This is a genomic window from Acinetobacter sp. 129952 (assembly GCF_056642055.1).
Window position 1 is genome coordinate 128,861 of the sequence record NZ_JBWVSU010000007.1, and the last position, 24,627, is coordinate 153,487.

The window sequence follows — 24,627 nt, forward strand, 5'->3', positions numbered from 1 at the left end:
TCATGCTTGCGACCGTAAAATTTCTGTTGCCTGAATTGTAATTCGAGCCACTTCAAAAATTTCATCCGCAGGGATGGGAGCTTCTTTGCCGTCACGAATACTCGCAACAAAAGCAGCTGCACATGCATCTTGCCCTTTATCTTGACGCCATAGATTCATTTTACTAAATCCAGGCCAGCCAAAGCCTTTAAGCTTTCTGAAGTTATCCAGCTGCAGTACGCGCCCTGCTGTAAATACCTCTACACGCTCTTTAGGGAAATTTGAAGCGCCATTCGCCAAATAGAAAATAGTGCCAAACGAACCATCTTCAAAACCTAGCGTAATGCTTGCTTTATCTTCTAGGACTTGCACAGCATCGGTTTCACCCATACGTCTAGCTTGAACAGACACAATTTTTGAACCTGATAAAAAGCGCATTAAATCTATGAAGTGACATGCCTCACCAATAATACGCCCACCGCCTACCGCATTATCCTGTGTCCAATGATCTGCAGGAATTGCTCCTGCATTCATGGTCATAATAAAGCTTTTAGGCTCTTTAACCGTGTCTAGCAAGGCTTTCATTTTTTGCACTTGAGGTGCAAAACGACGGTTAAAGCCCACCATGACACGGGCATATTGTTTATTTTCTATATTTTGATTATAAGCCTGTTCAACTTTTTCTATTTCTTCTACCGTCAACGCCAATGGCTTTTCTACAAAAACATTTTTACCCGCTAACAGCGCTTTTTCTACAAAATAGGCATGGCTATTATGTCGTGTTGCAATTGCTACAGTATTTACATCTTGATTGCTTAATAAGGCATCTATATCTGTCGATGCTTCTGCAAATCCTGCCTTTTCACCATGAATCACCCCATTAATACCACCAGAAGTTACAATGGTATGCAGTTGTGAAGCCGCTTTTTTAAATGCAGGAATTAAAATACGTGAAGCATAATTGCCTGCACCAATAAAACCAACGACAGCATTTTGTGCATCAATCTGAATTGGTTTTAAAATGACTTTCTTTTCTGTTCGTGTTTCTACGGCCGAATTGTATTTAAGTAAAATACCCAAACCTGATTTATCTTCTGTTAAAACATCATAAGCTTTTGGCGCATCTTCAAATTCAAAACGATGGGTAATTAAGGTATCTACATTTAATGTGCCTGCCGCCATCATATCCAACACTGCAACAAAGTTACGCTGTTCTGTCCAGCGAACAAATCCTACCGGGTAATCCTGTCCTTTTTCTTCATAAGCAGCATCGTAACGACCTGGTCCATAAGAACATGACACCTGAAAGCTCAGTTCTTTTTCATAGAAGTCTGCACGATTTAACTCTAAACCTGTTACACCGACTAAAATAATACGGCCACGTTTACGGCTCATTCGTGCTGCTTGAATAACAGGATCACTCACTTTAGTTGATGCAGTAATAATTACTCCATCTACCCCTGCACCACGGCTAAATGCTAAACCTGCAGCAACAGGGTCTTCACCTTTGGCAGGGTTACAGACTTCTGCACCAAAATGTTTGGCAAGTTCGAGTTTGCTTTGGTCAAAGTCAATAGCCAATACACGGCAGCCATTTGCTCTTAGCATTTGAATGGTGAGTAAGCCAATTAAGCCTGCACCTGTCACGACAAAGCTTTCACCCAAAGTCGGTTGAGCAAGACGGATACCTTGCAAGCCAATACTTGCGACGACAGCAAAAGAAGCAGATTCATCACTGACATTATCTGGAATTTTTGCACAAAGGTTTTTAGGTACTTTCACCATATCAGCATGTGGGCCATTTGACACAACACGATCGCCAACTTGGAAATCATCTACATTGGCACCTACTTCATGCACGATACCCACATTGCAATAACCTAATGCAAGTGGTTGAGCCAGTTTAGATTTTACAGCGTCATAAGTCGTTAATAAGCCATCTGTTTGTACTTTTTCCAGTACCATTTTCACTTTTTCTGGTTGCTGGCGTGCTTTATCAATTAGAGATGCCTTACCAAATCCAACCAACATACGTTCTGTTCCAGCAGAAATAAGCGAAGTCGTTGTGGAAATCAGTAAATGACCTTTTGAACATTGTGGTACAGGAGCTTCAGTCACAGTCGTACCACCATTTGCCATATCTTGGAGAATTTGTTTCATTAATAACTTCCTAAATATTCATCAACTTTTTGACTAAGATCATCTTTTTCTAAATTAAACAACATAACACCATCTGGTCTAGGTACAACATCTGATGCTAAAACGGGAGCACCAAAATATAATGCTTCCCTTAAACTAACAGAATCACCGTCAGTTGTTGTTGCGCGAATAAATAATTTCGTCACCTGTAGAAGTGGCCAGATTTTCTTATCGTCCTCTAAGAAGATAAGATTGTCATATTTCCCAGTAAGTGAACGCACCTTTGCTCTTATTTCTTGGCTAAAACTAGTTTCTGGATAACTTGCAATAGCAATAAGGAAATAATCATGTTTATATTTTGGTGCTAGTTTCGCAAAAATATCTATTAAAGAACCTAATGTATAAATATCAGCTCCCTTAGCATCTAAATTTGGCTGAAATGCACTAGTTAATATAATTTTCCTTTGCTGATTTTTTAATGTTGTCTTATATAACTCCAACAGCCTTGGATCATATGTATGTAAAATATCTTTCAATTCGGCTTTTGCAGGAGGCAAAAATGCAGAAACTGTTTCAAACTTATGATTAATATCTTGAAATCTATTAAATACTTTATAATTTTCCTTAAGATGTTCATTTACTAACATAATATTTTTACACTTAAGGAAAAAATTTAAATAAACTTTCTTTTTCCATCCTACTAAAGAAAGAAAGTGCCTACTAGAATTATGATCATAAAATATTACAGTTCCATATCGTGCAAAAAAACATGCCAATAAAATCAATATAAAATTAGAAGCACTTAAATGTTTAATTTCTTTAGATCTTAAAGCCATAACTATCTTTAAAATATTTTTCTTACATGGTTCAAGTAAAACAATTTTAGCATTTTTAGTATTATTACTTAGCTGCTCTAGTTTGCGTTGGTTAAAAACCGTAACACCACCTATGGGCGATGGAAGTTTACCAATAAAAAATATTTTATCCACTTAATTCCCACCTGATCTAGATTTTCCAACTCTACAAAAAATTAAAATACACATTGAAACAACAACACTAAGAATAAAAAAAGTTCTAAGATTACTAATCATATCGTTTCTGAGAGTAAAGGAAAAACAGAATATGTATATTGCTCCTAACAAAACCCCAAAATGAGACTTATTATAAAACTTAGAAAAGAACACGATTAAAAAAGCAAAAGCGATAGGGCCGAAAATATTAAAATTCATCATAGATTCAAGAATGGCATTAAAAGCCAAGCCACCACCCGAATTATAAATATCTGGATAAAACTCTTTCACGAAGTTAACTGATGGTGAAATAGGCCTACTAGGAAAAATAAATGTAGGAACGATCTGCGCAAATGTTTCCAAATAAGTAGGCTGCATTTGGACTGAAGAATATCTAGAAAAGTAATCATTCCAAACAATACTAAAGGCACCAAATTCAGACTTATCAGGACTAAAGGCTGTTCCATAATCGAGTTCACTTAAAATGGCACCCCATTCAGAAAAGCTCGTATTTCTCAAATACCCATAAACCCACATTAATAACCCGAATACAAGCCCATACCCAATATAAATTGGATTAATACGCTTCTGCACATTAATAGCAAATGCACAAATAACGAATAAAATTATTGCTAACTTCCTATCACCTAGGATTAAAATATCCGTAGCAGAGAACAAAATTAATGGTAACAACAAAAAAACTAAAGCCTTCCCATTTTTCTGTTCAACACTAACAACAAACCAAACATAAAAGACAGAAAAAGAATAAACAAAAAGTTTATAAACATCAAAAAGGGTGGATTTAGATTTATAAATATCTGCACGAGAAACAGCACCAATATCTAGTGAAAAAAGCGTTGCAACCATAATTATATATAAAAAAACGATAATACTATAAAATAAAAAAACTGTATTTAAACTCAATCTTTTTCTAAAATTTAAATTTGGTATTTTCACCCTACTAAAATATGAATCAAAAAAAATAAAGGATCCAAAAAAAATAAATGTATAAAAAATTAAGCTTGCATTTGTCCTTTCAAGGAAATAGCTATAATCTCTATAAATAAATGAGTTAAAGATTGCGGTCAAAAAGTATGGTAATGCAGTAACGAAAACAATTGTGCTCGGTGAAAGAATTCCATTTTTTTTAATCTGAAAAAGAGATAATAAAACAATAGAAACAATAGAAACATTTATAAAAAGATCTAAGCTCTCTAAACTTATGAGTAGCCATAGTAGGCATATCATAACAAGTGAAATCCCCCCCCAAATAAATGCTAATCTATTCATCTCAACCTCTTTACATACATCAGAATGCTATAAAAATTTACAACATAAATGAGCAGCATAATTATCAAAAATAAAATCACAAAACTTGAAAAAGATAACTTTGCAAAAAAAACTACTAAAGGTAAAACTATAGCAACAGAAGCAAATCTAACTAATTCAAAACCTAAAGCTTTATTAACCTTGCCCCATAATGGATATAATGTAGTTAAAGGTTGAAGCAAAGCATCAAAAAAGTAGTATATAAATAACAGGGACAGCAACCATGAGAATTCCAACCATTCACGGCCAAAAAATATCATTATTATATAACTTGAGCAAAACACTAAAAAAACTAAAAAGCATGCAAAAGACATTAAGACAATAATAAAATTTCTTGTCGTCAATACACTTTCAAAAAGCTCTTTAATTTTTTTCGCATCACTGTATTCACCATTAAAAAGTATCAATACGTTTCTTCTTATCAATGAAAATGGAACAGCCATTGTTTGAGAAAACAAAAAATATGCACCAATTTGACTCTTGTCAAAAACATATCCCCCAAACAAAACTGGTATCACAGGAGTTGAATATTGTATAAAAGTGAGAAAGGAGTTCTTAAAACCTTCTCTATAGTTTTTATAAAAAAAAGGGATGAAATTATTCAACTTAAATGACAAGGATCTCCGAATAAATAAAAAGAATAGAATAGAAATTATTAACTGCGGCAAAATATTGGCTAACAATAGTCCATTTTCATGAAAAACATAATAAAAAACTACAATCATTACAATTTGAAGAAGCAATTGATTTGTTTTATAAAAAATAAATTTATTATAATCCTTTATTAATATAAGATATTGACTCAATAAATTAAAAAAACTTAGACTCAGGCAGAATAACAACAAATAAAGAATATTATACTTAAAATGAAAGACATTGTTAGCAATGACAACGCATATACACAATAAAAAGAAAGTTATGATACTTACAACTATAGCATTAGAGAAAAATTCATTTTTTTCTTCTGCACAAACTCTATCACTGAGCACAATATAATCAAAGCGCATCGCAGCTACAATTGCAAATACTGAGGCAAAACTTAGATACCAACCTAACTCACCAAATACTTCTGGTTTATAAAGTCGTGATGAAATCATAACAGATACTGCAACCAGTATCTGTACAATTACCCCACCGGCTATAAGCTTGGATAGAATCTTCATAAACTTTATCTATTCTTTATAAACTTTATTGGATTACCTGCATGTATTTCCATAGAAGATATTTCTATACTTTTAACAATAGATTCAGCACCAATAATTGAACCCTTACGAATCGTAGTATTTAAAAAAATACTGCTCCCTCGTCCTATCCAAACATCTTCTTCTATCAGAATTTCACCTTTCTTCATTCCTTGTTTGTTTATTGGTTCATTCTTATCAAATAGATGTTGTGCGTCTCTAATAGATACCCACTCTGCAATTAAAGTATTACTTTGTATCTCAACTTTATTAATTGCAGAAACAACAACGCCTTGTGTCATTTTCACACAATCACCAACTATTAGTTGGCCAAATGGCGGTATATCAAAATGACTAAATGCCCCAATATCACATTTTTTACCAAACTTAATACCTTTATGCGGTGGGTATTTGAAAATGACATTTTTCCCAACTTTAGGAATTCCTTTACAAATCCCGCCACATAAATTAATTAACAAAAATAATTTTAGACCACGATAGTAATCACCAAGTCTAAAAAAAAATTTGAATAGGCTATACATTTATAAAATGCCTTTCGTATCGACTACATAAGAAAAAGAGAAGTTCATATCTTTAAACTGTCTATGATCAACCAAAATCAAATGGATATCTGCTTGTTGATGTTCTTCAAGAGCAATCAATTTAATATTTGAAGGCAGCTTGGCAGGAAGTTCATGAATATTCGGTTCTATTGCAAGAATATTTAAACCTTGTTCAGCCAATTTTTTCGTGATTTCAAGTGCTGGGCTCTCACGCAGGTCATCGATATCTGGTTTAAAGGCCAAACCGTAGCAAGCGATCGTGACATCTTGAATCGTCTTATTTGGATTTGCTTGTAAGAAATCCGCAATTTTAATTTTAACCTGATCAATAACCCATTCAGGTTTGGCATCATTCACTTCACGTGCAGTACGAATCAAGCGTGCTTGTTCTGGTGTCTTTGCCACAATAAACCAAGGATCAACCGCAATACAGTGACCGCCGACCCCAGGTCCTGGCTGTAAAATATTGACGCGCGGGTGACGATTCGCCAGTGAAATCAACTCCCATACATTGATATCTAGCTTGTCACAAATAACTGAAAGCTCATTTGCAAAAGCAATATTGACGTCACGGAATGAGTTCTCTGTCAACTTACACATTTCTGCAGTACGAGCATTGGTTTCAATACATGCGCCTTTTACAAAGATTTTGTATAAATCACATGCTGCTTTTGAACAACGTGGTGTCATTCCACCAATAATACGGTCATTACTGATCAATTCTTGTAAAACTTTACCTGGCAACACACGTTCTGGGCAGTGCGCGACTAAAATATCAGCATCTTCACCCTTTTGTTGCGGGAAGCTTAAATCTGGACGTGCTTCACTTAACCAAGCCGACATTTGTTCAGTCGCTTCAACAGGCGATGTCGACTCTAAAATAACCAAATTACCGGGCTTTAAAAAAGGTGCTAAAGCCTTAGCAGCAGATTCAATGTATTTTAGATCTGGCTGATAATCATCTTTAAAAGGTGTCGGGACTGCAACAATATAGGCATCAGCCTCGCATGGCTGAAGTTGAGCAGATAATTTCTGTTGTGCAACTACATCTCGCACTAGAGCATCTAGGTCAGGTTCTACAATATGCACCTTGCCCTGATTAATTAAATCTACCGCATGTGGGTTAACATCTACACCTGTGACTTTTACCCCATGTGCAGCAAAAGTGGCTGCTGTTGGTAACCCAATATAACCTAAACCAATAACACAAATATGTTTAAACTGTTGCATTCTTTTGACCTTCTTTATTACTTTAAAGCTTCAATAATCTGTTTACAGGCTGTTCCATCCCCATAAGGATTATGTGCTGCCGCCATAGATTGGTACAAGCCCGTATTTTCTAATAGCTCAATCACAGACTGTTGTATAAGTGCCGCATCTGTGCCTACAAGCTTAACTGTACCAGCCTCTACCGCCTCTGGTCGCTCAGTTGTATCTCGCATCACCAAAACAGGCTTGCCCAAAGAAGGTGCTTCTTCCTGGATACCACCAGAGTCGGTTAAAATTAAATAACTACGGTTCATTAAGTACACAAAAGGCAAATAATCCTGAGGTGCAATCAGATGGATATTAGAGATATCCGAGAGCAATTCATTCACAGGTTTTTGTACATTTGGGTTTAAGTGTACAGGGTATACAATTTGCACATCAGGGTACTGTTTTGCAATATTTGCCAATGCTGTACAAATATTTAAAAAGCCCTGACCAAAATTCTCACGACGATGTCCAGTGACTAGGATCAATTTTTTTGCTGAGTCTAGAAAGTCGAATTGTTGTTCAAACCGATTAATAATTTCTTGGTCTGTTTCGACCTTGCTTTTTACAGTAAGTAAAGCATCGATCACCGTATTACCAGTAATGGTAATCGAATTAGGCGCAATATTTTCTTTGACTAAATTATTATAGGAAGATTGTGTAGGAGCGAAATGATAGGTAGTTAAGGCACCAGTAAGCTTACGGTTGGCTTCTTCTGGCCAAGGTGAGTAAATATCGCCTGTACGTAAGCCTGCTTCTACATGCCCCACTGCAATTTTGTGATAATACGCCGCTAGAGAAGCAGCAAAAGTCGTTGCAGTATCACCATGTACCAGTACAACATCTGGTGTCCACTCTACAAAAACTTGCTCTAAACCTTTCAAAACACCTGAAGTAATATCTGACAAGGTTTGTCCTGGTTTCATCAGGTTTAAGTCAAAATCTGGAGTCAAATTAAACAGCTCAAGTACTTGATCTAACATTTGTCTATGTTGACCTGTTACACAGACTTTGACTTCAAAATCGACCATTTGTTCTTTTAATTTTAATGCCAATGGTGCCATTTTAATAGCCTCTGGTCGTGTACCAAATACCAACAATACTTTTTTTTTCACTTTACCCGCCTTTATTTATGAGTACGATTAACAAATTAAAATTAATTTTGTTTAACTTAAATCTTTAAATAAATAACTACTTAAGCTCTTATCTATACTCATTTTAATTGTTGCATATGATGACTTGAAAGTGCTAAATCTCAATTACTTACATATAAGCTCACATCTTTCGGCAAGCATACTAGCAGAAAACTATGAAATTTCTATTATGATTTGTGCTCAAAGTAGCTCAAAAATATTTTCGCGTATGCTTTCTGTTAAATTCAATTAGTTTATTTGTAACTATTAAAATAATTTAAACTTTTTATAACATTAGCCTCTTATCATAAAACTAGAAAGATAGTTACAAATTGCTATGTATCAGATCAATAACTTGGGTAGAATAGTTTCAATTTTAAAATTTAAAAATAATCTTTGGGAAAACGTGTGCGACACTTTCAACTAGCTGCTTTATTGGCATGTGGCCTTGCTACTACAGGGTGTGCAGTCACCTCTGGTCTACAAACATACGACTTACCTGACGAAGGCGTTTTTCAAACTGACCTGGGTACTACAGTAAATGTCATAAAACTCACTCAAGATTCCATTATGGCTGCCCGGCCTGCTGAATATAATATTCAACAACAATATGCTCACCTGTTCAAAACACAGCACCGGAACTACAGCCTGAGTCCAGGTGATATTTTATCAATTTATTTATGGGCTTATCCAGAACTTACATCTTCCAGCAATAGTATTAGCAATGATCAGGCTGCTCAGGCGAATGGTTTCCAAATCGATTCGGAAGGTTATATCCAGTTTCCAATTATTGGGCGTTATAAGGCTGCAGGGAAATCATTGACGCAAGTCAATCGTGAATTACGTAGCCAGCTGTCACGTTACCTGAAAACTCCAGATGTGATTGCACGGGTATTGTCATATCAGGGGCAACGTTATTCAGTACAAGGTAATGTGATGAATGGAGGTCAATTTTACTTAAGCGACCAACCTGTCAGTGTTTATACTGCTTTGGGTATGGCAGGTGGTGTGAACGCACAGCAAGGTGACAATACCTCTATTACCCTGGTACGTCAGGGACGTTCATATAGCCTAAATACCGTAGAACTAGAAAAAGCAGGTTTTTCGCTGCATAACTTATTGATTCAGCCAAATGACACATTATATGTAAACAACCGCGAAAACCAGAAGATCTATGTCATGGGTGAGTCAGGTAAAAACCAATCTTTACCATTACGTGACCAAGGCATGAGTCTGAGTGATGTACTAGGAGAAAGTCTGGGCTTAAACCCACTTTCTGCTAGTCGGAGTAAAGTTTATATTGTAAGAAGCCAACCGAATGCACTTCACACTGAAGTATACCAGATGGACTTGACCAGCATTGCGGACTTTGGTCTTGCTAATCAGTTTAAAATGCGCAGCAACGATATTGTGTATGTGGATGCATCTGGTTTAGCACGCTGGCAACGTGTAGTGAATCAGATGATCCCATTCTCTAGTGTGCTTTATCAGCTAGATAACTTAGGTAAATAATGAAAATTAAAAATATCTTAGTAGTTTGTATTGGCAATATTTGCCGTAGCCCTATGGCCGAATACTTTTTAAAACGGGAATATCCACATTTAGAGATAGAATCTGCGGGTATTTCCGGTTTAGTTGGTCATGCAGCTGATGAAAAAGCCAGTTTATGTATGCAACGTTTTGGGATTGATATGAGTCCACATATTGCGAAAAAACTGGATGCTGAACTAATCAAAAAAGCTGATTTGGTTCTTGTAATGAGTCAAAATCAGCAAAAGCATATAGAACAGACTTGGCCTTTTGCTAAAGGTAAAACATTTAGATTAGGTCATTGGCAAAGTAAAAATGTTGCCGATCCTTATCAGCATGATCAAGCATTCTTTGATGAGACCTGCCAGTTGATTCAAGCTTGTATTGCTGACTGGAAAAAATATATTTAAGTTTTTTAATATTTCACTTTTTGATATTTAAATTATGAGCCAAACCGCCAACACCGAAGACACCATTGATTTAAAAGAATTATTTTTTTCTTTAATTGCGCAATGGAAATTGATCGCACTGTGCATTATTTTAAGTCTGATTTGTGCCTTACTGTATTTAAGAACCACACCGGATACTTATGCAGTAGATGCCATGGTACAAGTCGAAGACAGTAAAGGTACTTCCGCTGCATTGTTAGGGGATTTATCAAGTATGATCGAACAAAAATCTCCTGCTCAAGCCGAAATTGAAATTCTGAAATCACGTTTGGTATTGGGCGAGGTCATCAATCATTTAAATTTAAATATTCGTGTATCTGGTACAGAGGATAGCTTCTGGAACCGGTTAATGGCCAACCATCAATACGCCACCGAGTATTCAGAAAAATCTGTATTATTTAAAGATAATCAAAATAGTTTTGATATTCGCCAATTCGATATTCCCCAATATTTTCAAGATAAGAACTTAATTTTAAGTTTTGAGCCAGGCAAATACAGTCTAACGGATGAAGAAACTGAACAAGTAGTTTTTTCTGCTCCTTTAAATCAAGTAAGTCAATCCTCATCTAAATATGGCCTCTGGAAAGTAGGTATTTTTAGTCAAGACAGTTTCGATGCCGCTTATAATATACAAAAGCAAAGTCTACCTGCTGCGATGCAATCTTTAACCGCCAATTACTCAGTCGCTGAAAAAGGCAAGATGAGTGGTGTGCTGGGTTTGAACTATCAAGGCAATGATAAACAACATATTACTGAGGTTTTGAATGCAATTTTAGCTGCTTATAGCCAGCAGAATATTGAACGTCGTTCAGCAGAGACCGCCCAAACACTTAAGTTTTTAGAAGATCAATTACCTGAACTCAAACAACAACTTGATGTTGCAGAGCGTGAATTTAACCGTTTCCGTCAGCAATATAATACTGTAGATGTGACTAAAGAATCGGAATTATATCTAACTCAAAGCATTACTTTAGAAACTCAAAAAGCGGAATTGGAACAGCGTGTTGCTGAAGCTTCAGCCAAATATACCGGCGAACATCCAATCATGCAGCAAATGAATGCGCAACTCAGTGCAATCAATCAAAAAATTGCTGAGCTAAATGGGACTTTAAAACGTTTACCTGAATTACAACGTCAGTACTTACAATTTTTCCGTGAAGTCGAAGTGAAGCAACAATTGTATACAGGTTTGCTCAATTCGTATCAACAACTTCGAATTGCTAAAGCAGGTGAAATTGGTAATGTACGTATTGTCGATACTGCGGTTGAACCCATTGAACCAATTAAACCAAAGAAATTACAGATTCTGATTTTAGCAATTTTCCTTGGTGGTTTCTTAGGAACATTGCTGGCATTGTTACGTAATATGATGCGCTCAGGTATTAAAGATGCGGCTCAGATCGAAAATGAGTTGGATCTTCCTGTCTATGCCACTGTACCGCGCTCCGTTATTCAAGAAAGTCGTATTAAATTATTAAAAAAGAAAAAGAATATTCCTATTCTTGCAGTTAAAGATAGCAGTGATATTGCAATTGAAAGCTTACGTAGTATGCGAACAGCGATTCATTTTGCCCTCATGAATGCCAATAATAATGTAATTGCTATTTCGGGCCCTGCTCCGGAAATTGGTAAATCGTTTATTACCACTAACTTGGCAACTATTTTAGCGCAAGGCGGAAAACGAGTATTAGTGATTGATGGTGATATGCGTCGAGGTTATTTACATAAGTATTTCAATGCAGAGGTACAACCAGGTTTAGCAGAACTATTGAATCACCAAAATAGCTATGCAGATGTAGTACAAAACTCTACTGTAGAGAACCTGTTCTTTGTTACTCGAGGCAAAAGCCCAGTCAACCCTTCTGAACTTTTGAGCACAGATCAATTTAAAGCATTTTTAGATCAGGCATCAGCCTCTTTTGATCATATCTTGATTGATACTCCACCAGTCCTTGCCGTGACAGATGGTATTATTATTGCACAATACGCAGGCGTTAATTTATTAGTTGCACGTCATGGAAAAACCCAAATTAAAGAACTTGAAATTACTGTCAATCGTTTTGAACAAGCTAATGTAAAAGTTAATGGTGTTATTCTAAATGACGTACAAAAAGGCTCTGCTGGTAGTTATGGTTATAATTATGCCTATGCTTATACAGCTTCCAAAGATGAGGATTAATATAAGTTTGATTTTTATTAAGTAAATTTAATTTTCTGAAAAAATCAGAGTATTTTTAGAAATAAGAATGTTGATTAAGCTGCTTATACAGAAACTTACCTTTTAAAAATTATTATAAAAGGGTAAGTAAATATTGTAGTGCTTCAAACAGATTTTAAAATATTTAATTTAAAACTGTTTGAAGTTTTTTTATATTTGTGTGGGTAATAAATACATTGTATCCAAGCAAGCGTTAATATTTAGTAATAAAAAATCTATTAATAAAGATATCTTTGGCAAAACTAAGCTGGATTAATTTCTGAATTATCATGATCCAATCCAAATAAAGAACTATTATTAAATACAAATTAGCATTATCAAATTTTAATGTCAGATATAGCCTCCCACAAGGAGGACCTATTAAATCTCTACAAAACTGAAATTTAAAATGATTAAACAGTATAACCTAAAGACACTCAAGACTATGATTCTATATTCTAAGATTAATTAATGCTATTATTTTTAATAACATCAAATAAAACGTTAATATTAAAAGTTTCTTATCTCTTCAGAAAACAACCATTTTCAACCGAAAAATGGTTGCCTAGATCGATGATAGAACGAATTTATTTTTGATCATATTATTTTACCTCTTTTGTAAATAAAGAGGTATCCGTAGTATTTTTTTTCGAAAATCGTGCAGCACCTACTTCCTGGTCAGGAGCATTAACTCCCTCTTGACTCAACATGACTTTAGCCGTTTTAAACATAATTTTAAAATCAAGCCACATATTATGATATTCAACATATTGCACATCTAATTCAAATTTTTCTTCCCAAGATAAATTATTGCGTCCACTTACCTGAGCAAGTCCTGTCATACCAGGTTTTACTTCATGTCGTCTCATTTGTTCTTCAGTATAATGTTGGAGAAACTCTTTCATTTGAGGCCGAGGTCCGACAATACTCATATCTCCTTTTAACACATTAATCAGCTGAGGCATTTCGTCTAAACTAGTAGAACGTAATTTTTTTCCAAATGAAGTAATGCGAAATTTATCAGGTAAAGGATTACCCTCTTTATCAATTGCATTCCTCATAGAGCGAAATTTAATCATTTTAAATAATTTACCATTTTTACCAGGTCGTTCTTGATAAAAGAAAATTGGAGAGCCCAAATTTTTTTGAACCTTATAAGCCACTATAATAAAAATTGGAAATAATATAATCAAAGCCATTAATGCAATAACTATATCAATTAATCGCTTAAATACATCTTCTTTACTTTCGAATAAATCAGCAAAGGAATAAAAATGTACTTGAGGTATTAAATAATTTTTTAATATTAAATTATCTTTATACATAAAATACCTAAATTTTTTTTTATTCATTTTATTTGATCGATCTTTTTCTGAAGAAAACTGTATTATTTTACTTTTATACTCCCTCTTATTTTCTGAATATTTTTTTAATAAAATATTATTTTTTTCATCAAACAAAGGCTTATATATTAAAATATTACTTTCTTCATTTTTTTTGATCTTATTTTTATCTTTTTTTAGATCCATTAATAAACACCTCGATATGTCTATTTTTTTTCAATCATATCAAGAGTGTTATTTTTTAAATAGAGGTATATTTTAGATGAAGGCTATCAATCAAAAAATAATCTTATATTAATATTTTTTTTATTAATTTTTTTATTTAAATATTATCAATGAAAATTTATTTGATATTGCAATAAAATTCTTATAACTTTGTCAATGAAATAAGCCGTTTCGTAAATTATTTCCATTTAATAAGCCCTATTAGATCTTAATAATAAATATAGAAAAGTATTGTTAATCGAATAAAATATTCATTACAAAATACAATATAGCTCACACTAAAAAAAATGTGACAAAATGTAAGATAATTCTAGATATCGTGATAAAGAACACAATTTTTACATCAGATCAAGAGTTCTATTAGATGGATATCCAAATCTCTAAAATTTACTTATATCATTTGTAAAAATTTGAATAATATAATTTTTATAATTTAATCATTATATCTTTAAGTGATTTCGTCTATTAGTACTCATATCTAGGTTAGTTTTTATATTTTCCTATACTTTTATCTAAAAATTTCATTTCTGTACTCTCTACAACTAAGTAAAATCTACAGCTACTTTTTGAGGATGAAATACAATATTCATATATTCTTATCTTTTTTAAAGTACCGGATAGTCCAATGCTATTTAACTAATTTCAGATGATCTTTAATTAGGCTTTACATAAAGCTATAAACATACATAAACAAAGTTGAAAGAGGAAATAATCATTCAAATAGTATTAAATGACAACACAGAAATAGATTTAACTTTAATCTTGGCAGTTATTCAATTACACATAATATCGAGTATTAATATCAAACCGAATCATGATATTTTCTTAATTGATCAAGAATTAGTTATAGAGATAACAATTAATTGGCAGATGAATTATAGCTTGAGGCTTATCCAGCACATCCTTATGCAATTGAATAAGCCTGTATCTGTTTTTGAAACTAAGATCTCTAAAGATCTATATTATAGAAATCATGTACAATCGCACGAGCACCAAATCTTTCTTTTTGATTAATTAACCCTGTATTTAAAAACTTCCCTTCATTTTCATTGGAAGTACCAAAGTCAAATATTTTAGCAGAATTTTTACTATTATTTATTAAAAAATCAATCAGATAGTCTAATACTTTTTCCTCTCTACCCTTATCATTACTGGCCAAATACTGAGTATGCACCACTCTCTCGGTTTCAAAAGTTACTGCTGCTGCAACGATATCCCCATTGAGACAGCACTTATAAGCTCTTATATTATTAGGAAATCTACTTTTCAATAAATCTATTTCAATTTCATTATGTACAGGTTGTTGATTATGATGCTGACGTAATACTTCACGAAGGACCCCCCAGACAATACTAGGCTGATCTACTTCTTCACAAATAATCCCATTTTTTTTGAGCTTCTTAATTGATCTTCTTTTACTTTCTGAATATGAATATTCTTCCTCTAAATCAATACAAACGCTAATATCTCTACGATAAAGATTTGCATGATTTCTAAATAAAGCATATAAGTCTTCTTGTGCTGGATAATTATGATAAATACTCGGGATACATTTATATATGATTTTTTCAATATTTTTTTCTTTTAAAAAAATCTTTAGTTGAGTAAAAATTTCAAGCATATCAGCAGCATGTACTCCTCTATCAATCAGAAATCCACCAAAGGTTAGACCTTGATGACTATAAAAAATATTATCTTTAATATTTCCAGGCAATAAAGCCATAATTTTCTCTTCATTATTTTTGAATATTAAAGAAAAATCTTCAAAACGATCAGAATGATACTCCATGAAATCCCGATTAAACATAAAGTGAGAATTTTTACATTTTAATAAAAATTTATTCCACATAATCTCATCTGAATCTTCGTATTTTTTTATTTGAAAGCTTATATCTTCGCCCATTACAATCTCCTGTATAAGTTAAACATTTTCTACTTCTTATTTTTAAGTTAAATTTAATCAAAATTATTTTTATAAATAAAAATATTATTGAATGATTTCTAATCTTAATTCATTCCTAATATTTGCAATAATCTATGATTTATATGATCAGCATTAAAATTTTTTTTAGCATATAAAAAGCCTTGATACCCCATTTTATTTACTCGTTCAGGATATTCTATGAAATAAATCATTTTCTTTACTAAGGCGTTTACATCCCATTTAGGAATTAGGAAACCTGTAACACCATCTACCACAGTTTCATTACAGCCAGGTACATCAGTAGTAATCACTGGTCTTCCTATAGCCATTGCTTCTTGTGTACTACGAGGTACGCCCTCACGGTAATAGGAGGGTAATACAAAAACTGCACTCTCACGTATTCTTTGATCCACATCTTTAACGAAGCCAGCATATTCTATAATTCCTGTTTTTATCAATTGATCTAATTGTGCCTGCTTTAAACCAGTTGGGTTTTCAGAATCCAATCCACCTATAATTTTAAATGTTATATCAGGATATTTTTCTTTAACTATTCGAGCAGCTTCCAAATACTCAAATATACCCTTTTCAGCAATTAACCTGGCAATAAAGATAAAAGATAAATTTTTCTCGGTATCCCATTTCGTATAGGCATACTCTTGTAAGTTAAGGCCAATTGGTCCTAAGACTTCAATTGCATTATTTTTATGGGGAAGATTATAACGATGTATTAGATCTTTAGGGTCTTCGCGATTGAGAAAAATAATTTTATCTAAATATGGAAATGCAAGCCGATATAAAGAGATTTGTATAAAGCGTATGAATTTAGACTTCAAACTTTGACCATGTTTATGAATGGTAAAAGGCGAACCCAATCCTTCAATCATGCCATAGATATAAGGAACCTTAGTCTTATAAGCAGCCAAAGTTGCATAAATAACTGGCTTAGTTGAATATGAAAAAACAATATCAGGTTGAATTTCACTTATTTTTTTAATCAGTTGATAAGTTGAATGAAGATCAGCAAATGGGTTCAATCCACCACGACTAAGTTTATAGGTAACCAGCGTAACACCTAAACTTTGTATTTTAGCCAACCATTCATTGGTATATTCAGACACGAAAGCATAAACATGATAATTCTGTGCTAAACAGGACAAAATAAAATCTTTACGAAAGCCATAAAGATTAGAGGCTGTTGTCCCAATGATAATAATTTTTTTAGAGATCATTGCTTTATACGCTCTATTAGTTCTAATTGTGACTCATAAAAATTTTTCTCGTCGTTAGAAACAGGGGTTATCCTACGGCTATGTAAGATCTTCATTAAATTTAGAAAATCTAATATTTTTACAATAATTTTTTTTATCTCAAATTTTAGAAGAATCTTATTTTTTTCGCGATCAGCGATTATATTATTATAATATTTTTTGATTACTTCAATCTGGGTATTATAACCACGGATCATTTTCTCTTTTTTTACATTTTCTACTTCTCGATAAAAATACAATGGTTCTTGCATTACCATATAATTAAAATCATTTTTTATAGCTGCTGAGAGCCATAATTCATAATCTTCAGCTAGGCAGTTATTTTCCTGATAAGGATTTCTTTGACACCATGCCTTACGTGCAAGAAGTGAAGGATGTAATAAATTTGTCAACCCTTGCAAAATTTCTTTTGGCTGCATCTGGTGGGTAGAAAAAATTCTTTTCCCCAGAATTTCATTTTTATTTCCAATGGAATACAAGCTGGTAACAACTAAATCAATCTCTGGATTTTTAGTTAGGACTTTAATCTGTTTTTCAAGCCGGTCTACAGCCATTAAATCATCAGCATCCATACGCGCAATAATGTTATATTTTGCTTCACTAATAATCTGATTTAAGCGATAGGGTAATCTTCTATTATAACCGTCAGAAATGATACGGATTCGAGAATCAACAAATGATCGGGCTATTTCTAAAGACCGGTCTGTCGAACCATCATCTACCAGTATGAGTTCCCAGTCTTGAAAAGTTTGGGCAAGGACAGATTTAATCGCATCTTCCAAGAATTTTTCAGCATTAAAAAATGGAATTCCGATAGAAATATACATATTTATTCATCCTTATTATTTGAGAATAATAAAAAAGCCGCCAATAAAAACCAAAAAATAATTGTTCTTGCGCTATAAGTGGTAAACCCATATAACATTGGCCCTAATAATATCATCTTGTTGGAAAGCGATAGTTTCTTAAATATTTGATATAAAAATATTAAAAATAAGGATATTCCTATAATCCCATAATAAAATAAGATACCTAACCAAGTTGAATGAATTTCATTTCCTGTAGGGTTATATAACCAGTGGGCGCCTTGCCCAGCACCAAAAATTAAATATTGAGGATAATCTAAAAAACTGAAAAGACCACGCCCTTCTACCTGACTGTCTCGTTGATCTAACCCTTCTATAAAGCGTAGTGCAATACTATCAAAGACCCCCAAGTTATATAAAAAGTAGCTTAAGCTTCCAAAAAACACTAATGTTCCAATGAATACAAATATTCTTTTATTTAGGTCTCCTTTTTGACTAAATATAAGTCCCAGAGTTAACATTAAAAAACCAACTGAAGCAGATCTTGACATGGTCAATAAAATTAAGAATAAGGCTAAAAAATAGATAGTTATTTTTTTCAAGCCATTTCCTGAAATATACAGATAAATTGCACAGCTACTCAGCACCCAAAATGCCATCTGATTAGGATCATTAAAAAGACCATTATATCGAGGTTCAAAATCATAACGACCTAAGTTGCTTGCCCAGATAATAATTTCAACAATATAGGAAAAAGGAATTAGGAATAATAATTTTTCATAGAAAAATTTAATCTGAACTTGATTTAAATTCATCATTAATAGAAAAAATAATAAATTAAATATCCAGTAAACAGTCGACATCATATAACTTGAATCGAGAACAATTAAATACCAAGCAAAATTTACACAAATTGCATAAGCAACAAATAATAAAATTACATTTGAATATTCAATATTTATTTTAGAGCTTTTGCTAAATAGCAATAAAATAGCACCCATAATAAAAATATGGCTGAATTGTGGAACTCCACTTGACCAAAAATAAAACTGAGATAAAAAAAATGAAAACAGTATAAGATATATAATTGATTTATCTCTTATATTAGTATCACTTAAAAAAATAATGTTATTTTTTGAATTAGTTTCATTTAAAATAATCATTATCCATTCCTTTCTTATTGTCTTTTACTTGATAGAAAAGTAAAAGAACCGATTAATATTTTATATTATTAATTCAATTATTTTCTTATTTAATATATTTTAAAAATTATTCTTTAACAAAATTAATAACATTTATCAAACTTATTTATATTAAAAATCTTTTTTAATAAGAAACCAGTAAAAAAACCTAAAAAAATCATATGTTAAAATTTCAGATGGATATTCTCTCAAAATGCTTAGCATTTTTTTTAATGATTTCTTTTTGGAAAACAACCCCAACTCAAATGCATTTATCCATAAAGCTCTTTTTTTTGCTTTATTAAATAGAATATGATTTTGGTACTCATTTAAAATCATCATTCTCGAATCATGCATAAGAGACGTCTGTTTATGCATATTATTATCATGCAGCCTGTATTTAGCAAAAACAACAGGAAGATAACATAACTCCCCTTCCCGTGCTAAAAGCAACCACATATACCAGTCTTCAATTTTTACCTTAGCATCATAACCACCAATTTTTTTCACAGCTTTAGATCGGATCAGTTGGGTCGTAGCTGGTAAATCATGTTCTAATAATAAAATTTTTTCAAAATTATAACTTTGTCTTTTTTTAACCCTATTTTTTACAAGATTAGAATCATTATCAATAATTGCTACTCCTCCAAATACTGCGATACAATTTTTATTCTGGTTTAAAAATTCTGATTGTATCTTTATTTTATCTTTTAAGATTATATCATCTGAAGCTAGAGAAGAAAAATATTCTCCTTGTGTCCATTCTAATGCTTCATTCAAGGTTGCACTCAAGCCCTTATTGGGTCGATGTCTAAACTCAAACCGGATGAACCGTTTTTCACAGAGCGGAATCAGTCCTTGTATTTTTTCTACTGAAGAATCTGTAGATCCATCATCAATGACAATTAACTCAATATTCTGGTAAGACTGGTCAATGACACTCCGGATACTGTCACACACGAATCTCTCATGATTATAACTTGGTATAATGATGGAAACTAAAGGTTGCTCAATTATCATATTATATATCTCTTTATTTTAATTGTTTAAATATAAATAAACTGATTACTATCCAATACATCCCATAATTTATTAGGTGGGCAATTGAAACACCTTTAAATCCAAAAAACTGGGTACATACATAGGTCAAAGCAATAAGGGATAAGGTAAATATAATTTCTGTAGAAATGTACAGTTTGGTCATTGCTTTGCTTAGCATTAAATAGGCGAGTATCCAGCTTCCTATTTTTAATGCATCCCCCATCATTTGCCAAAAGAACAAGTCCTGCATGGGTGCGAAAGATGGAGTGAATAGTAAATTAATTATCCAATCACGTAGTACGAAAACAATAATTCCTCCTATTACAGTCAGTGGAAAAAGAAATTTATAGCCCAAATAAACTTCTTTCTTAATTTCATCAATCTTATTTAGCTCTGATAATCGGGGTAAGTAATACACTCCCAATGTTGTCGTGACCAGCATAAGGTATACTGTGCTTAGTCGGATCATCGCTTCCCAGTAACCTGCATATGCCAGACTAAACTCCTGAGTTAAATATGCTCTAATCAATATTTGAGACAAGGGTACACAAATCGCACTCACTAATGCCATGAGAATAAATGAGCTAAACTTTTTGGTAATTTCTAGGTCTATTTTTCCTAGGAGAGATGAAAACTTAAACCAGTTCGCTCTATAACATAGAAATAATGTCACTATAAATGCAATAGACTGATAAATGGATAATGCAACTAAAGCTCCATATAAATGTAACTTAATTGCCAGCACACTTGTGATAATAAGAGCAAATAAACTACCTGCAATATTTGCAAGCACTAATTTTAATATTTCTTTTTTTCCATTTAATATCGCTAAAAACAGTGTATTAAAATTAAAAAATATCAAAAAAACTGCAAACCATATAAAAACTGTCTGGTATTTAAGTGAATGGAAAATATAAAGTGAGAGTTGTCCTTGAAAAATTAATATGAGAAACGCGAAAATCAGACTAAACAGAAAAATAATACTACCTGCTGTTTTCCAAATTGCACGTTGTTTACTTTCATCCTCATGATATTCGGCTGTATATTTTACGACTGCGGTATTAATTGCACTCCCTGCAAAAGTAGTCACCATTTGAATGAAATTCTGGAACTGTCCTATCGCTGCATATCCAGTGGGTCCTAGATATACAGCTAAAATTTTATTCAGTACAAACATGGTGATGGTCTTAATCAAAACTGCCACGCCATTGAGTACACTGGTCCTAAGTAAATTCATCTATGCTTGAAAACCATTACATAACTGAACAACCTGCTTTGCCTCATCAATAGATAAAGTCGGTCCAATCGGCAAGCTCAAGACCTCAGCATGAATTTGTTCTGAAATTGGTAAACTGAAATTATTCCACTCCTGATAGGCTTGCTGCTTATGCGGTGGAATCGGATAATGAATCAATGTCTGTACCCCGTGCTCTGCTAAATGTTTTTGTAATTGTTCCCGATGTTGAGTTCGGATCACAAATAAGTGCCAAACATGCTGTGTATCAGTTTCGGCATTTATATTTGTGAATGGAAGCTCAATCGCTGAGTTCTGAATTTCTTTTAAATAAAGATCTGCAATATGACGACGATACTGGTTCTCCTGATCTAAAAATTTCAGTTTCACATTCAAGATTGCCGCCTGAATTTCATCAAGGCGACTATTTACCCCAGGTACCAGATTTTTATATTTTTCGTGTGAGCCATAATTACGTATAGCCTTAAGCATATGCGCTAACTCGGCATCATTGGTGGTAATCGCCCCGGCATCCCCTAACGCACCCAAATTTTTACCCGGATAAAAACTGAAGCCTGAGGCATCTCCCCAACTGCCTGCTTTTTTACCATCTATTTCAGCACCATGGGCTTGTGCTGAATCCTCCAAGACCAGTAAATTATATTTCTTGGCAATGACCATAATTTCTGGCATTGCAGCAAGCTGTCCATATAAGTGAACAGGCAAAATCGCCTTTGTTTTTGTGGTGATAGCTGCTTCAATTTTTTTAGCATCAATATTAAAAGTATGAATATCCGGTTCGACCAACACCGGTTTTAGATTATTCTGTGAAATTGCCAAAATACTCGCAATATAGGTATTTGAAGGTACAATGACCTCATCCCCTTCATTCAGTCTCCCCAATTCCTTCCATGCACGCAGAGTCAGAATAAGCGCATCTAACCCATTGGCAACTCCTATGGCATACTGTGTTCCACAATAATCCGCAAATTTTCTTTCAAAATCCTCTACTTCTTTGCCACTGATATACCAGCCGGAATCAATGACCTGTGTACAAGCTGCTAAAAGTTTGTCGCGGTATTGAGCATTTATCGCTTTTAGGTCAAGAAAAGGAATCATTCTTATCAATCTCATATAAAAATTTATTATTACTTTTTAATTCTACGTTCATCAAAATTAATATATTTATATTAATTAAAGTAAAAATCCAATATTATTTATTAAGTTCATAACTCTTTGTTTTAAAACCTGGCTCTAATAAAAATTTCTTCATTTTCCTATTTAGAGGCTTTTCAATATACTTATACATTATAAAACTAGCTATTAAAGTCACAATAAAAATAATGAATGAGAACAACATTAAGTCTATATTAAATGATAGTATCTTTTTTATATAATTTAAAATTTGTATTTCCAAAACATGCAGTAAATAAAAAGAAAAACTGATTTCCCCCGCCAATACCATATATTTATTTGATAAGAAATTAGTAATAATACTTTTTTTCTGAGCAACATGAGACAATGCAAAAATAAGAATAATTGCTGCCATAGGTAGCCAATAATATATTGAGTATCTATAGCTTATATCTATCTTGTTATGAAACACAAAGAATAAAATAAAAATTAAAATTGCTCCTAATTCAAATATAAAAGTAGGTATATTTATTTTAGAATAAGTAACTTTTATTTTTTCATAAAGATCAAATAGAATAATACCCAGTAAAAAATCAGAGAAACGTACAAATGGTGAAATATACAACCAATAGTGATCCTGATTTTTATTAAGCTGCATATTAAGAATTAAAATACCTACTAGATATAAAATAAAAATATAAGTTCTTATTTTTTCAGAAATTAAAAATGCAAATGGAAAAAGTAGATAAAAGAACAATTCGTCAGAAATACTCCAAGAAGGAGAATTTAATGAAAAATGAATATTTTCTTCTAAAAAAAAGCTTTGTATCAGAAAAATGTGTTGAATTAAGTACTCCCACCCTTTTCCAGATTGAATAAAGGTTAACAGGAGTACAAGTGCCGTAGTCGCAATATGTACTGGATACACTCTTGCTAAACGAGAAATATAAAACTCTTTTTTTGAAATATTTCCTATAATAAATTTTTCTTTATAATTATAGGATAAAATAAATCCGCTTAATATAAAGAAAAAACTGACGCCTAAAAATCCTTCATCAAAAATACTGTTAAAAATATTTTCATAATTTGTATCATTTTTTAGAAAGGCCAAATGACTAAGAAAAACAAATAGCGCAAAAAACATACGCAATGATGTAAGTGGTTTAATCATCTCATACATCTCCTTAAATATTTATTATTATTTATAATTCTATTTTCTGAAGCTTCTTTATTAACAAAAGCCATCATACTCATGAATTATTTTTCGTAATTTTAATTATCTAACTATCTATTCAATAACAACCTTATCTGCTTCTTCTAAAAACTGGTCATAGTTACGGATATAGTCACTTTCATCATAGTGATCGCTTGCCAATACCAACAATATGCAATCTTCTGAAAAATCATGCATCTCATGCCAAACCATTGGCGGGATAAATAATCCTTTATTAGACTGACCTATTAAGACCTCTTGTTTTTCTTTGCCATTATTCATCAGCATTTTGCAACTGCCTTGAATGCAAAAAGCAATTTGTTGAAGCTCTTTATGTGCATGAAATCCACGAGGAACATCAGGCTGAGCACCGAAAATATAATAGAGCCTCTGTATACTAAAAGGAACATTCCGATTGGCTTCAGCGACCACCAAGCTGCCACGATGATCTCCCAAATTAGGTAATTCTATCCACTCGATGAGATTCATAG

General features: G+C 32.8%; 20 protein-coding genes. 3 read left to right on the forward strand and 17 right to left on the reverse strand.

Annotated features, from left to right (window positions below; translation table 11 throughout):
- From AC1IR0_RS09780 to wecB, 7 genes are read right to left on the reverse strand one after another with little or no spacing between them, the layout of a single operon-like run.
- The gene (locus tag AC1IR0_RS09780) at positions 1-2,139 is read right to left on the reverse strand and encodes a bi-domain-containing oxidoreductase (protein ID WP_479741364.1); all 2,139 of its coding nucleotides are present in this window, start codon (positions 2,137-2,139) and stop codon (positions 1-3) included.
- Complete coding sequence (locus AC1IR0_RS09785; protein ID WP_479741365.1) at positions 2,139-3,107, reverse strand: glycosyltransferase family protein; 969 nt, start codon at positions 3,105-3,107, stop codon at positions 2,139-2,141. Before AC1IR0_RS09785 ends, AC1IR0_RS09780 begins: the two co-directional genes overlap by 1 nt.
- Positions 3,108-4,418 (reverse strand): hypothetical protein, encoded by a 1,311-nt coding sequence (locus tag AC1IR0_RS09790; protein ID WP_479741366.1) that lies wholly within the window; start codon positions 4,416-4,418, stop codon positions 3,108-3,110. It lies immediately after the preceding gene.
- On the reverse strand, positions 4,415-5,620 hold the full coding sequence (locus tag AC1IR0_RS09795; RefSeq protein ID WP_479741367.1) for a lipopolysaccharide biosynthesis protein: 1,206 nt from the start codon (positions 5,618-5,620) through the stop codon (positions 4,415-4,417). The genes AC1IR0_RS09790 and AC1IR0_RS09795 overlap by 4 nt, the downstream gene beginning before the upstream one ends.
- 5 nt (positions 5,621-5,625) lie before the next feature.
- Positions 5,626-6,180 (reverse strand): acyltransferase, encoded by a 555-nt coding sequence (locus AC1IR0_RS09800; protein WP_479741368.1) that lies wholly within the window; start codon positions 6,178-6,180, stop codon positions 5,626-5,628.
- The gene (gene wecC, locus AC1IR0_RS09805; RefSeq protein ID WP_479741369.1) at positions 6,181-7,431 is read right to left on the reverse strand and encodes a UDP-N-acetyl-D-mannosamine dehydrogenase; all 1,251 of its coding nucleotides are present in this window, start codon (positions 7,429-7,431) and stop codon (positions 6,181-6,183) included.
- A 17-nt stretch (positions 7,432-7,448) separates the two neighbouring features.
- Positions 7,449-8,570 (reverse strand): non-hydrolyzing UDP-N-acetylglucosamine 2-epimerase, encoded by a 1,122-nt coding sequence (gene wecB / locus AC1IR0_RS09810; protein ID WP_479741370.1) that lies wholly within the window; start codon positions 8,568-8,570, stop codon positions 7,449-7,451.
- A gap of 426 nt (positions 8,571-8,996) precedes the next feature.
- Between wecB and AC1IR0_RS09815 the strand changes: the two genes are divergently transcribed.
- The 3 genes from AC1IR0_RS09815 to AC1IR0_RS09825 are packed head-to-tail and all read left to right on the forward strand — an operon-like array spanning position 8,997 to position 12,746.
- Entirely contained in the window at positions 8,997-10,100 is a 1,104-nt protein-coding gene (locus tag AC1IR0_RS09815) for a polysaccharide biosynthesis/export family protein (RefSeq protein ID WP_479741371.1), read from the forward strand.
- Entirely contained in the window at positions 10,100-10,528 is a 429-nt protein-coding gene (locus tag AC1IR0_RS09820) for a low molecular weight protein-tyrosine-phosphatase (RefSeq protein ID WP_409666175.1), read from the forward strand. Before AC1IR0_RS09815 ends, AC1IR0_RS09820 begins: the two co-directional genes overlap by 1 nt.
- 34 nt (positions 10,529-10,562) lie before the next feature.
- Positions 10,563-12,746, forward strand: coding sequence for a polysaccharide biosynthesis tyrosine autokinase (locus AC1IR0_RS09825; RefSeq protein WP_479741372.1), 2,184 nt, complete (start codon positions 10,563-10,565; stop codon positions 12,744-12,746).
- Between the two features lie 620 nt (positions 12,747-13,366).
- On the opposite strand, the gene AC1IR0_RS09830 is transcribed toward AC1IR0_RS09825, so the two are convergent.
- The 10 genes from AC1IR0_RS09830 to AC1IR0_RS09875 all read right to left on the reverse strand — a co-directional run bounded on the left by AC1IR0_RS09830 (position 13,367) and on the right by AC1IR0_RS09875 (position 24,625).
- Positions 13,367-14,053 carry a sugar transferase gene (locus tag AC1IR0_RS09830; RefSeq protein ID WP_312585688.1) on the reverse strand — a complete coding sequence of 229 codons (687 nt, stop codon included), beginning with the start codon at positions 14,051-14,053 and terminating at the stop codon, positions 13,367-13,369.
- Between the two features lie 1,228 nt (positions 14,054-15,281).
- Positions 15,282-16,235: a GNAT family N-acetyltransferase gene (locus tag AC1IR0_RS09835; protein WP_312585616.1), complete on the reverse strand. Its 954-nt coding sequence runs from the start codon at positions 16,233-16,235 to the stop codon at positions 15,282-15,284.
- A 104-nt stretch (positions 16,236-16,339) separates the two neighbouring features.
- A complete protein-coding gene (locus AC1IR0_RS09840) occupies positions 16,340-17,488 on the reverse strand; it encodes a glycosyltransferase family 4 protein (protein WP_409654295.1) in 1,149 nt (382 codons plus the stop codon).
- On the reverse strand, positions 17,485-18,354 hold the full coding sequence (locus AC1IR0_RS09845; RefSeq protein WP_312585620.1) for a glycosyltransferase family 2 protein: 870 nt from the start codon (positions 18,352-18,354) through the stop codon (positions 17,485-17,487). Before AC1IR0_RS09845 ends, AC1IR0_RS09840 begins: the two co-directional genes overlap by 4 nt.
- Before the next feature lie 2 nt (positions 18,355-18,356).
- The gene (locus tag AC1IR0_RS09850; protein WP_409654299.1) at positions 18,357-19,496 is read right to left on the reverse strand and encodes an O-antigen ligase family protein; all 1,140 of its coding nucleotides are present in this window, start codon (positions 19,494-19,496) and stop codon (positions 18,357-18,359) included.
- Positions 19,497-19,646: 150 nt separating this feature from the next.
- The gene (locus AC1IR0_RS09855; protein ID WP_409654302.1) at positions 19,647-20,534 is read right to left on the reverse strand and encodes a glycosyltransferase family 2 protein; all 888 of its coding nucleotides are present in this window, start codon (positions 20,532-20,534) and stop codon (positions 19,647-19,649) included.
- A gap of 13 nt (positions 20,535-20,547) precedes the next feature.
- Entirely contained in the window at positions 20,548-21,792 is a 1,245-nt protein-coding gene (locus AC1IR0_RS09860; protein ID WP_409654305.1) for an O-antigen translocase, read from the reverse strand.
- Complete coding sequence (locus AC1IR0_RS09865) at positions 21,793-22,908, reverse strand: DegT/DnrJ/EryC1/StrS family aminotransferase (protein ID WP_005108299.1); 1,116 nt, start codon at positions 22,906-22,908, stop codon at positions 21,793-21,795.
- A gap of 94 nt (positions 22,909-23,002) precedes the next feature.
- Positions 23,003-24,094, reverse strand: coding sequence for an acyltransferase family protein (locus AC1IR0_RS09870; RefSeq protein WP_409654308.1), 1,092 nt, complete (start codon positions 24,092-24,094; stop codon positions 23,003-23,005).
- A gap of 117 nt (positions 24,095-24,211) precedes the next feature.
- A complete protein-coding gene (locus tag AC1IR0_RS09875; RefSeq protein WP_310077462.1) occupies positions 24,212-24,625 on the reverse strand; it encodes a sugar 3,4-ketoisomerase in 414 nt (137 codons plus the stop codon).
- Between the last annotated feature and the right edge of the window lie 2 nt (positions 24,626-24,627).